Source organism: Paraburkholderia sp. (assembly GCF_035501035.1).
GTDB lineage: Bacteria > Pseudomonadota > Gammaproteobacteria > Burkholderiales > Burkholderiaceae > Paraburkholderia.
Genome location: NZ_DATJWR010000326.1, coordinates 1 through 10,481 on the forward strand (window position 1 = coordinate 1; position 10,481 = coordinate 10,481).

11 protein-coding genes and 1 tRNA gene are annotated in these 10,481 nt (G+C 64.5%); 2 read left to right on the top strand and 10 right to left on the bottom strand.

Features of this window, described 5'->3' with window-relative positions; genetic code table 11:
• From VMJ11_RS24285 to VMJ11_RS24305, 5 genes are all read right to left on the bottom strand, one after another.
• Positions 1-699, bottom strand: a 699-nt coding sequence (locus VMJ11_RS24285; RefSeq protein ID WP_325622568.1) for a ribose-phosphate pyrophosphokinase, incomplete at its 3' end; no start/stop codon positions are given.
• Between the two features lie 88 nt (positions 700-787).
• Positions 788-864: transfer RNA gene (locus VMJ11_RS24290), tRNA-Gln, on the bottom strand.
• A 52-nt stretch (positions 865-916) separates the two neighbouring features.
• Positions 917-1,807 carry a 4-(cytidine 5'-diphospho)-2-C-methyl-D-erythritol kinase gene (gene ispE / locus VMJ11_RS24295; RefSeq protein ID WP_325622552.1) on the bottom strand — a complete coding sequence of 297 codons (891 nt, stop codon included), beginning with the start codon at positions 1,805-1,807 and terminating at the stop codon, positions 917-919.
• 65 nt (positions 1,808-1,872) lie between these two features.
• On the bottom strand, positions 1,873-2,535 hold the full coding sequence (lolB, locus tag VMJ11_RS24300; protein ID WP_325622554.1) for a lipoprotein insertase outer membrane protein LolB: 663 nt from the start codon (positions 2,533-2,535) through the stop codon (positions 1,873-1,875).
• Positions 2,535-4,370, bottom strand: a complete 1,836-nt coding sequence (locus tag VMJ11_RS24305; RefSeq protein ID WP_325622556.1) for a tetratricopeptide repeat protein — start codon at positions 4,368-4,370, stop codon at positions 2,535-2,537. The genes lolB and VMJ11_RS24305 overlap by 1 nt, the downstream gene beginning before the upstream one ends.
• A gap of 123 nt (positions 4,371-4,493) precedes the next feature.
• Between VMJ11_RS24305 and mutM the strand changes: the two genes are divergently transcribed.
• Together mutM and mutY are read left to right on the top strand one after the other, a co-directional pair.
• A complete protein-coding gene (gene mutM, locus VMJ11_RS24310) occupies positions 4,494-5,324 on the top strand; it encodes a bifunctional DNA-formamidopyrimidine glycosylase/DNA-(apurinic or apyrimidinic site) lyase (protein WP_325622558.1) in 831 nt (276 codons plus the stop codon).
• A gap of 15 nt (positions 5,325-5,339) precedes the next feature.
• A complete protein-coding gene (gene mutY, locus VMJ11_RS24315) occupies positions 5,340-6,473 on the top strand; it encodes an A/G-specific adenine glycosylase (protein WP_325622560.1) in 1,134 nt (377 codons plus the stop codon).
• Between the two features lie 19 nt (positions 6,474-6,492).
• Here mutY and VMJ11_RS24320 read toward each other — a convergent pair whose 3' ends face one another.
• The 5 genes from VMJ11_RS24320 to hpf form a co-directional block, all read right to left on the bottom strand.
• Positions 6,493-7,131 carry an LON peptidase substrate-binding domain-containing protein gene (locus VMJ11_RS24320; protein WP_325622562.1) on the bottom strand — a complete coding sequence of 213 codons (639 nt, stop codon included), beginning with the start codon at positions 7,129-7,131 and terminating at the stop codon, positions 6,493-6,495.
• Positions 7,132-7,173: 42 nt separating this feature from the next.
• The gene (gene rapZ / locus VMJ11_RS24325) at positions 7,174-8,067 is read right to left on the bottom strand and encodes an RNase adapter RapZ (protein WP_325622564.1); all 894 of its coding nucleotides are present in this window, start codon (positions 8,065-8,067) and stop codon (positions 7,174-7,176) included.
• A gap of 100 nt (positions 8,068-8,167) precedes the next feature.
• The gene (hprK, locus tag VMJ11_RS24330; RefSeq protein ID WP_028201859.1) at positions 8,168-9,136 is read right to left on the bottom strand and encodes an HPr(Ser) kinase/phosphatase; all 969 of its coding nucleotides are present in this window, start codon (positions 9,134-9,136) and stop codon (positions 8,168-8,170) included.
• A 239-nt stretch (positions 9,137-9,375) separates the two neighbouring features.
• Complete coding sequence (gene ptsN / locus VMJ11_RS24335) at positions 9,376-9,831, bottom strand: PTS IIA-like nitrogen regulatory protein PtsN (protein WP_028201860.1); 456 nt, start codon at positions 9,829-9,831, stop codon at positions 9,376-9,378.
• Between the two features lie 329 nt (positions 9,832-10,160).
• On the bottom strand, positions 10,161-10,481 hold a 321-nt coding region (hpf, locus tag VMJ11_RS24340; RefSeq protein WP_325622566.1), incomplete at its 5' end, for a ribosome hibernation-promoting factor, HPF/YfiA family.

Genomic DNA, 10,481 nt, shown 5'->3' on the forward strand with positions numbered 1-10,481 from the left:
CTTGCAGAGCGTGCCGGCGGTGTCGACCATGTCGTCCATGATCACGCAGGTGCGGCCTTCGACTTCACCGATGATGTTCATCACTTCGGCGACGTTCGCCTTCGGACGACGCTTGTCGATGATCGCGAGATCGCAGTTCAGCTGCTTGGCGAGCGCGCGGGCGCGCACCACGCCGCCAACGTCCGGCGAAACGACCAGCAGGTTCTCGTAGTTCTGCTTGCGCAGATCGCCGAGCAGCACGGGCGTTGCATAGATGTTGTCGACGGGAATGTCGAAGAAGCCCTGAATCTGGTCGGCGTGCAGATCCATCGTGATGATCCGCTCGACGCCAGCGATTTCCAGCATGTTCGCCACGACCTTCGCCGAGATGGCGACGCGCGCCGAACGCGGGCGGCGGTCTTGACGGGCATAGCCGAAGTAGGGGATGGCTGCGGTGATCCGGCCTGCGGATGCGCGCTTGAGCGCATCGACCATGATCATCAGTTCCATCAGATTGTCGTTGGTCGGCGCGCACGTAGACTGGAGGACGAAGACGTCCTTGCCACGCACGTTTTCCTGGATTTCGACCTGGATTTCGCCGTCGGAGAAGCGGCTAACCATAGCCTTGCCGAGGGGAATACCGAGGATCTTGACGACTTCCTGGGCAAGCGCGGGATTTGCGTTGCCAGTAAATACCATCAGGCCGTCATGGCTGCTCATCATGCACCTGCTGCGGACTTGGGGGGCGAGAGGGACGACTAAGGCGAATTGCCCTTTCTAAACCACAGGGCGAACTGCCTGAAATTATTGGCAGGGGAGGAAGGACTCGAACCCTCGAATGCCGGAATCAAAATCCGGTGCCTTAACCAACTTGGCGACTCCCCTACACTCAACTTTGAGCCTGGTTGACCGGGTAGGGCCGCTCAACCACGCAAAACTATGCCGCGAAAGCGAAGAGTGGATGCGTATCCAGACTCGAGGCCACTGCGCTTCTCCAATCGGGCTGCTCCGCGAGCAGTTTGGCGTGTGCCGCTTCTGCCTCGGTCCGACTGGCGAATGCTGCAAAAACGCTGGCACCCGATCCGGTCATCCGCGCTGGTGCGATGCAATCAAACCATCGAAGCACCTGCGCGACTTCCGCGTATTTTCCTGCGACAACCGCTTGCATATCGTTTCGGCCGAAACTGTCTGGCCAACCGGTTTGCGTTGCTTGCTGTGCAAGAAAGACTGCTATTTTGCAGGCCTTTGTGTCCCTTGTCAACGACTTTTCGGAAAAAATCTCAGCAGTAGGAACATGAACCCGCGGCGTCACGACCAAAAAATGACGCGGGGGCAATTGTACAGCCTCCAACGCTTCTCCGACACCCTCTGCAAATGCATTTTTCCCGAACACGAAGAACGGTACATCGGCGCCCAGTTTGAGTGCGAGCGCCTGCAATTCTTCGCGCGGCAGGTTGAGCTTCCAGAGACGGTTGAGGGCAAGCAGCGTCGTGGCCGCGTCGGAGCTGCCGCCACCGAGCCCCGCGCCCATCGGCAGACGCTTTTCGATGTCGATCTCCACGCCTTCCTGCGTGCCCGTATGCTGTTTGAGCAACGTCGCCGCGCGCACGGTGAGGTCGTGCTCGGCGGGAACACCTTCCACTTCGACGGTGCGCGTGATGCGCCCGTCCTGGCGACGCGTGAAGTGCAGCGTGTCGCCCCAGTCGAGCAACTGGAACACGGTCTGCAGATCGTGATAGCCATCGGGCCGGCGGCCCGTGATATGCAGGAAGAGATTGAGTTTCGCGGGCGCGAGACAGTCGCGCAGCGAGTCCTGGGTTTCGATCATGATGCGTGGTGCCGGCCAGCGCATGCCGGCCAGACGTTACTGGTGTTGGGTAGTCGGGCGCCCGCTTACTGGTCGAGCACGAGCTTGATCTGAAGCGGCGGTTCTTCGCGTGTGAGATTGACGCGCTTCACGCCGGTGCCGGGCGCGTCCGCGTACGCGACGTAGTCGATGGTCCAGCCATCCTGCTGAATCTGCGAAAGCCGTTGCGGGTCCTGTGGATCGGGTGTGGTGTGTGCGCGCGACGTGGGCGCAACCGAAGGCTGCAGCCAGTAGCGCAGTCCTTCCACGGGCAGCGCGAAGCCGAGCGCCTGCTGCATGAGCGTGCTGACGTTGTCGGCCGTGAGAGGCTGGCGGTTCGGCAACTCGAGCGTGGCCTGCGCCGGCGCCGAAGTCACGAGCGCGAGCGTTTGCCCGAGCGGATTGAGCAGTTGCAGCGTCACGGTCGAGTCGGTCTCGTGCCAGTCGAAGTTGCCGTAGGCGTTGCGCTGCTGGCCGTTCTGATCGACGTACTGCACGGCGAAGCGGCCGTGATAGGCGCGGTTCGTCTGCGTGGTGAGTGAGGTCGTGGCGTTCGAGGTGGACGGCTGGCGCGGCGGCTGCTGCGTGGCGCAGCCCGTGAGCACGATGAGCGCAGCCGCCGCCGCGCCGAGCGCCGCACGCCGCGCGAGGCGGGCGGCGTGCGTGGCGGGAAATGCCTTGGGGATAAATTCGGGGGGGAAATCAGCCATCAGAGATCGTTGACCTGGAAGCGCTTGAGCGTCTTCAGGAGGGTGTCGTTGTCGGGTTCGAGCTTGCGCGCCTCACGCCAGGCGGCGCGTGCGCCGTCCTGGTCGCCGTTCTTCCAGAGCACCTCGCCGAGGTGCGCGCCGATTTCCGCGTTCGGCTGGAGGCTGTAGGCCTTGCGCAAGAGCTTGATCGCGTCGGCGTTGTCGCCCATGCGGTATTTCACCCAACCCACGCTGTCCATGATGAATGCGTCGTCCGGTGCGAGCGCCGAGGCCTTTTCGACGAGCTTGTCGGCTTCCTGCAGGCGCAGATTGCGGTCCGCGAGCGAGTAGCCGAGCGCGTTGTAGGCCTGCGGATTGTCGGGCTGCGTCTGGATCAGCTTGCGCAACTGCGCTTCCATGACTTCGTAATGGCCGTTCTTTTCCGCGGCCATCGCGTAGTCATAGGTGAGGTCAGGGTCGTCCGGGAAGTCCGCGGTTGCCTTCGCCAGCCGCGCTTCGGCTTCCGGATAGCGTTTCGCGTCGAACAGGATCGCAGCGTCGGTGCGCGCGATCAGCGCCTGGTCGCGCGGGTCGTCGCTCTGGATGCTCGCGAGCTGGCGGCGTGCGTCGTCGGTCTTGCCTTCCTTGTCGAGGATCTGCGCGCGCGTGATCTGGGCCGGCACATACTGCTGGCTGCTGGGCTGGATCTTGTCGAGCCACTTTTGCGCGCCGGCGTCGTCCTTCTGCTCGACCGACAACTGCGCAAGGTAAATGTAGGCCTGGCCAGGATCGGCGGCCGGATTTTTCTCGGCGATCTGCGCGTATTGCGTCAGGTACTTCTGAGCCGCATCGAACTTCTTTTGCTGCACGCTGATGAGCGCAAGCGCCATGAGCGGCATCAGGTCATTCGAGTTGTCCTTGTGCAGGATCTCGAACTGCTTTTGCGCGTCGTCGAGACGGTCGGCTGCGAGGTAGGTTTGCGCGAGGGCGAGCCGGCCTTCGCGCGACTTCGGATTCTGCTGGACGTACTTCTCGATCGAAGCGATGCCTTCGCTGCGCTCCTCCGGTCCCATCTGCGCGAGCATCAGCGCGGCGGGCAGATAGTCGGCCTTGATTGCGAGCGCCTGCTCGAACGACTTGCGCGCGCCGGGCGCGTCGTCGGCGAGCAACTGCTGGCGGCCGATCGCGAGCTGCGCCTCTGGACGCTTCATGTCGTCCTTGAGCATCGTCTTGAGCACGTTCAGCCCGCCTACGCGATTGGGGCCGCGCGAGATCAGCAGTTGCAGCGAGAGGATCGCCTGGCCGCGGCTGTCGGCCGGCACGCGTGCGAGCTCCCGCGCGAGCAGCGGCTGGGCTTCGTCGGGCTTGCCGGCGAGCACGAGCAGCGACGCGTCGAGCTGCGCCGCACGCTCCGAGTCGGGCGCGTACTGCTGCCAGAGCTGCACGGCCGTGAGGGCGTCGGACGGGCTTTGCGCCGCGAGCGCGATTTCGGTTGCGCGCTGCGCCATGCGCGGATCGTGCGTGTCGCGCGCTAGCGCGAGATACGTTTGAAACGCGGGTGCAGGCTGGTCGCGCTGCAGCGCGATCTCTGCGGCGAGCACCTGGAAGACGATCTGGCTCGACAACGGGACGTCCGGCAGGTCCTTCAGTTCGTCCGGCGAGGCGGGACCGAAGGCGTCCGGCATGGTGACGGAAGTGTCGTCCGTGTCGGGGGACGGATCCTGCGCATATGCGCTCGACGTGGTCAACGCCCAGGCCGCGAGAACTGCGGCGCCGATCAGGCGGCGCGCGAAGGCGGCGGGCACGCGGGGCGTCGCGGGACGCTTCGCGAACAGCTTAACGAAAGGCAGTTCCATGGAATTCCGTCGAATGTTTCGGTCGATTGTAACGCGCTGGCTACAATACGCGCACAACGCGCACATAACGATTACGCAAGTTGTAGACCAACCCGAATCAGCATCCCATTCAGGCCATCAGTCATGCCAGAGTTGCCAGAAGTTGAGGTTACCCGAAGGGGGATCGAACCGTGGGTCGCCGGCCGCCGCGTCGAGCGTGTGGAGGTGCGCAACCCCACATTGCGCTGGCCCGTGCCGGCCACGCTCGGCCGCACGCTGCGCGGCCGCACGATTCGTTCGGTCGGGCGCCGCGGCAAATATCTGCTGTTCGAGGTCGACGCGGGCTGGTTCATCGTACATCTGGGTATGACCGGCACGTTGCGTGTGCTGCGCAATCTGCCGAAGCCGCCGGCCGCGGAAAAGCACGATCACATCGACTGGTTCTTCGACGACTTCACGCTGCGCTTTCGTGACCCGCGCCGCTTCGGCGCCGTGCTCTGGCATCCGCGCGAGGCGGGCGACGTGCTCGGTCATCCGCTGCTGGCGAGTCTCGGCATCGAACCGTTCACGCCGGCCTTCGATGGCGCGTTGCTCTATCGCGAGACGCGCGGCCGCAAGGTCGCCGTCAAGCAGGCACTGCTCGCCGGCGACATCGTGGTGGGCGTGGGCAATATCTACGCGTCGGAAAGCCTCTTTCGCGCGGGCATCCGGCCCACGACCCCGGCGGGGCGCGTCTCGCTCGCGCGCTACGAGCTTCTCGCGGACGCCGTGCGCGCCGTGCTCGCCTCGGCCATCGAGAAGGGCGGCAGCACGCTGCGCGATTTCGTCGGCAGCAATGGCGAAAGCGGCTATTTCCAGCTCGAATACTTCGTTTATGACCGGGCCGGCGAGCCCTGCCGCGTGTGCGGCACGCCGATCAAACAGATCGTGCAGGGCCAGCGTTCCACTTATTTCTGTCCGCGCTGCCAGCGCTGACCGGCAAGCTCTTCCATGTACCGAACCTCGTCCACTTCTGCGCCGCTCGCGGCTGGCGCGTATCCCGTCGAACTGCTCACCGGCTTCGCGCCACGCCTGATCGCGTGGCAGCGCGAGCATGGGCGTCACGACCTGCCGTGGCAGAACACGCGCGACCCGTACCGCATCTGGCTCTCGGAAATCATGCTGCAGCAGACCCAGGTCTCGACCGTGATTCCGTATTACGCACGCTTTCTCGAGCGCTTTCCCACGGTCGAGGCACTCGCCGGCGCGAGTGACGACGATGTGATGGCCCTATGGGCAGGGCTCGGCTACTACTCGCGCGCGCGCAATCTGCATCGCTGCGCGCAGGTCGTGGCGCACACGCACGGCGGCCGTTTTCCATCGACGGTCGAGGCACTTGCGGAGCTGCCGGGCATAGGTCGCTCGACGGCGGCGGCGATCGCGTCGTTCGCGTTCGGTGCGCGCGCGACGATCCTCGACGGCAACGTGAAGCGCGTGCTGGCGCGCGTGTTCGGTGTGGAAGGCTTCCCGGGCGAAAAGCGCGTGGAGAACGCGATGTGGACGCTTGCCGAATCGCTCGTGCCGGGTGCCGCCGCAAGCGACGCCGACGTGAGCGCATACACGCAGGGTTTGATGGACCTCGGCGCGACGCTGTGCGGGCGCGGCAAGCCTGACTGCGTGCGTTGCCCGTTCGCTTCGGATTGCGTGGCGAAGACAACGGGGCGACAACGCGAACTGCCCGCTGCGCGTCCCAAGAAGGCGGTGCCCACGCGGCGCACGTGGATGCTCGTGCTGCTCGCCGACGATGCCGTGATGCTGGAGAAGCGGCCGCCTTCGGGCATCTGGGGGGGCCTGTGGAGCCTGCCCGAAGCCGCCGACGAAGCGGCGCTCGTCGAGCGCGCGCAGGCATTCGGCGCGAGCCGCGAGCGCGCGAGCGCGGGTTCGCCGCTCGCGCCGCTCACGCACACGTTCACGCACTTTAAGCTCGACATCGAGCCGCGAGTCGTCGAACTGCAGCGCGAGGCCGCGCCACTCGAAGCAAGCGATAACCAAACCGCATGGGTGCCGTTGCGCGAGATCGATGCGTACGGCGTGCCCGCTCCGGTGCGCAAGCTGCTCGACGCGCTGCGCGGGCCGTTGATCTAACGCCGCGACGCAAGCCTCATCAAAGCAACTGATGCTGCTGCATGTAGTGATGCACGACGTCGATGCGCGCACCGGCATCGTTCAGCTCCATGAGCTTCTGACGCGCGCGTAGCGCGATCGGCAGTACTTCGGCGAGACGATTCGAGACCCACGAAGGGTCGTCGAAGCGGAACGGTTCGGCGAATGGCAGGCTCGTCGCGTCGCGCTCGCGGATCGTCGCGATGATCCGCTCGAGCACTTCGGCACACGCGCCGAACCGCGCGAGCCGCTCGCTGCCTTCGAGCGGAATGTCTTCGGGGATCAGTTCGGCCACGCCCACGAGCAGGCCGTCGGCTTGCACGCGATGCGAGAGCAGATGAAAGCGCTGCGTGCCGTGCGCGCAGATGTGCAGCATGCCGAAGGTCTCGACATCGCACTCGTCGATGACAGCGAGGCAGCCCACCGACTCCGGCACTGCAACGTGCTCGTCGGGCTGCGCGACTTCGGCGCCGCTTTTGAGCAGGCACACACCGAACGGCGTGTGCTCGCGCAGGCACTCGCTCGCCATGTCCAGGTATCGCGCTTCGAAGATCTTGAGCGGCAAGAGGCCGCCAGGGAACAGCACCGTATGCAGCGGAAACAGCGGCAAATCGGCAAGCACGGCAGGAGACGAGGACATGGCGCAACGCTTTCCGTTAAGGGCCGCGCGATGCGCGGCCGGTTAGGCGATCAGGCGCGACGATTCTCCAACATCGAGAGGCGCGTCGCGGTGGCGCACGATAACGTTCGACTCGCCGGCAAAGCGCGTGGCGAGCGTCTGGGCGATATACACCGAGCGATGCTGGCCGCCGGTGCAGCCTATCGCGATAGTCAGATAGGTGCGGTTGTCGTTGCGAAAATGCGGCAGCCATTTCGCGACGAACGCGTACACATCGTCAATCATTTCGTGGACGGCAGGCTGCGCATCCAGAAAGTCAATCACGGGCTGATCGAGCCCGGTGAGCGGCCGCAGGCGAGCGTCGTAATGCGGATTGGGCAGCGTGCGCACGTCGAACACGAGATCCGCGTCGAGCGGCACGCCGCGCTTGAAGCCAAACGATTCGAAGGTGAGCATGAGCGAGCCGCGCTCGCCCTCGACGAACACCTTCACCCACTGTCGCAGCGCATTCGCGCTCAGGTTGCTCGTATCGACCTGATGGCCGAACTCGGCGAGGTTCGAGACGAGTTCGCGCTCGTGCTCGATCGCTTCCTCGAGCGACTTGAGCATGCCCACGTTCGCGTCGTGCGCGGGAGAGCCCGAGAGCGGATGGCGGCGCCGCGTTTCCGAAAAGCGCTGAATGAGCGACTGCGTGCTCGCGTTGAGGAACAGCACGCGCACGTCGTGGCGCTGTGCGAGGTCGCGGATCATCTCCGGCATGTCGTCGAACGAAGCACTCGAGCGCGCGTCGATCGCGACGGCGAGGCGCTCGTAGCCGTCCTCGCCGAGATATTGTGTGAGCTGCGGCAACAGGCGCGGCGGCAGATTGTCGACGCAGAAGTACCCGGCGTCTTCGAGCGCGTTGAGCGCCACTGACTTGCCGGAGCCCGAAATGCCGGTGATCAGGATGATACGCATGGGAAATTCGATGAACCCGATTGGGTCATCATAGCATCCGATCCGCGCGCCTGTACTGGCTCTCCGGGCCGCGCGGCACCAATGAGCACGCGCCGTGGCGTTAGATCAGCTTGCCGGGGAACTGGCTGTCGGGGTCCTGCATGGCGAGGCGCTGGCGGTCCATGAAATCGCGCAGCGTGTCGATGCCGCGCAGTTGCAGGATCGTATTGCGCACGGCGGCCTCGACCAGCACGGCGAGGTTGCGACCCGCGGCCACCTGGATCGTGACCTTGCTGATGGGCAGGCCCAGCACATCCACGGTCTGACTCTCGAGCGGCAGACGCTGGAACTCGCCGTCCGGGCGGCGCACGAGCTGCACGATGAGCTTGAGCTTCATCTTGCGGCGCACGGCCGTTTCACCGAAGATCGTCTTGATGTCGAGCAGGCCCAGGCCGCGCACTTCGAGCAGGTTCTGCAGCAGCGGCGGGCATCGGCCTTCGACGAAATCGGGGCCGAGGCGCACGAAGTCCACGGCGTCGTCGGCCACGAGCCCATGGCCGCGGCTGATGAGTTCGAGACCCAGCTCGCTCTTGCCGAGGCCGGAGTCGCCCGTGAGCAGCACGCCCATGCCGAGGATGTCGAGGAACACGCCATGCAGCGTCGCGCGCGGCGCGAGTATGCGCGACATGTAAAGACGCAGGCTGTCGATGACGGTGGCCGCCGACATCGGCGTGGTGAAGAGCGGCGTGGATGAGCGCGTACAACGCAGCACCAGCTCGGGCGGCGCAGTCATGCCGTCGGCGACCACGAGAAAAGGCGGTTCGAGTGCGATCAACTCGGCCATGTGGCGCGAGCGGTCTTCGTCGGTCTGGCGCTGGTAGTAGTGGATTTCGGCGTCGCCGAGCACCTGGATGCGGTTCGGGTGGATGAGGTTCAGGTGGCCGACGAGGTCCGCGCTCGCCGTGGCCGTGGCCACCGTCTCAGTCGAAAAGCCGCGCTCCCAGCCTTCGTGCCCCGTCAGCCAGCTGAGCTTCAGCGTGGTGGCGTTGTCGTCGAAGATGCTTTGGGCGTTGATGCTGGAAGTGTCCATGAGTCGCTGGCTCCGCGAGAGGGCTCGCTCAACTGCTGGCGGGATTGGCCGCCGGATTACGTCTGCCGATTTTTGACTGCCGGATTTGCCGGGCGCTTTTCGCTGGCGAGCTTGCTCGTTTAACGGCCTCAGGCGCCTGGGGCTTCAACCGTGTCCGGGCGCAGCGCGCGTTCGCTGCACGGACCACCCACTGGCGCGCGGCGCGCCGGCCGCAAATCCGCAAGACGCCGCAAATTACATCAAGGTTGCCACTGGGTGAGCAGGCGATGCAACGTTTCGCGGTCCTCTTCCGTATGGAGCCGCTCACGTGTTTCGCGATCCGACAGCAGTTGTGCGATCTCGGACAGGATTTCAAGGTGCTGCTGTGTAGCCTGCTCGGGCACGAGGAGGAAGATGAGGAGCGAGACGGGCTGCCCGTCCGGCGCTTCGAAGGCGATCGGCTCGGCGAGGCGCACGAAGGCAGCCTGCGGCTGCTTCAGGCCCTTGATGCGGCCGTGCGGAATCGCGACACCTTCGCCCAGGCCCGTGGAGCCGAGGCGCTCGCGTGCGAAAAGGTTGTCGGTAACCGTGCTGCGGGCGATGCCGTTCTGGTTTTCGAAGATCAGGCCAGCCTGTTCGAAGACGCGCTTCTTGCTGGTAACGGACAGGCCGACGACGACGTTCTCGATGGGAAGTATTTTGGCTAAACGATTCATGTTGGCAGGCGAAAACGTGGCCTGAATGCTCCTCACCCCGACAACTGCCCGCTTCGCGGGACGCGTTGGATCTGGCGACGAAACCCGGTGCCGGGACCGTGGGGACGTTACACCCCGCACACAACTGGACCATTATAGAACAAGCGTACATGCCGATGGTGCGATGCGCCATGCATGAGCGCAACCGTCGTTGCGCGGTTGCACCCGCAAGAACACCCGAAGTTGCACGTACTCACGAAAAAGCCGCCCGGTCCGGGCGGCTTCGCTTGCGGGGTAGAGGATGATCTATCGACTCCAGCCTCGCGTCATGGCATGCATCGCCACGCTATTCATTGCGGCGGGACTTCGATGATCGGCGCCGGCTGGTGCTTTAGCGCCTCATGCTGATGTCCCTGCACGCGGTCCTTGTGACGTACGACCTGGCGGTCGAGCTTGTCGACCACGAGATCGATGGCGGCGTACATGTCACCGTTCGCGCTCTCCACAAAAATATCCTTGCCTTTCAGATGAAGGTTCACTTCGACCTTCTGTCTCTTATCCTTTTCCTTATGGTTGTCGACCGAGAGGACCACATTGCCATCGATTACCTGATCGAAATGTCTTAGCACCCTGTCCAGTTTGGTGATCACGTATTCTCGCAACGCTGGCGT

What these genes read in the sequence shown, in the direction of transcription:
- lolB (WP_325622554.1), bottom strand. Translation starts at nt 2,535, where the DNA reads ATGGCTGATTTCCCCCCCGAATTTATCCCCAAGGCATTTCCCGCCACG.
- ispE (WP_325622552.1), bottom strand. Translation starts at nt 1,807, where the DNA reads ATGATCGAAACCCAGGACTCGCTGCGCGACTGTCTCGCGCCCGCGAAA.
- VMJ11_RS24305 (WP_325622556.1), bottom strand. Translation starts at nt 4,370, where the DNA reads ATGGAACTGCCTTTCGTTAAGCTGTTCGCGAAGCGTCCCGCGACGCCC.
- rapZ (WP_325622564.1), bottom strand. Translation starts at nt 8,067, where the DNA reads ATGCGTATCATCCTGATCACCGGCATTTCGGGCTCCGGCAAGTCAGTG.
- VMJ11_RS24320 (WP_325622562.1), bottom strand. Translation starts at nt 7,131, where the DNA reads ATGTCCTCGTCTCCTGCCGTGCTTGCCGATTTGCCGCTGTTTCCGCTG.
- hprK (WP_028201859.1), bottom strand. Translation starts at nt 9,136, where the DNA reads ATGGACACTTCCAGCATCAACGCCCAAAGCATCTTCGACGACAACGCC.
- mutM (WP_325622558.1), top strand. Translation starts at nt 4,494, where the DNA reads ATGCCAGAGTTGCCAGAAGTTGAGGTTACCCGAAGGGGGATCGAACCG.
- ptsN (WP_028201860.1), bottom strand. Translation starts at nt 9,831, where the DNA reads ATGAATCGTTTAGCCAAAATACTTCCCATCGAGAACGTCGTCGTCGGC.
- mutY (WP_325622560.1), top strand. Translation starts at nt 5,340, where the DNA reads ATGTACCGAACCTCGTCCACTTCTGCGCCGCTCGCGGCTGGCGCGTAT.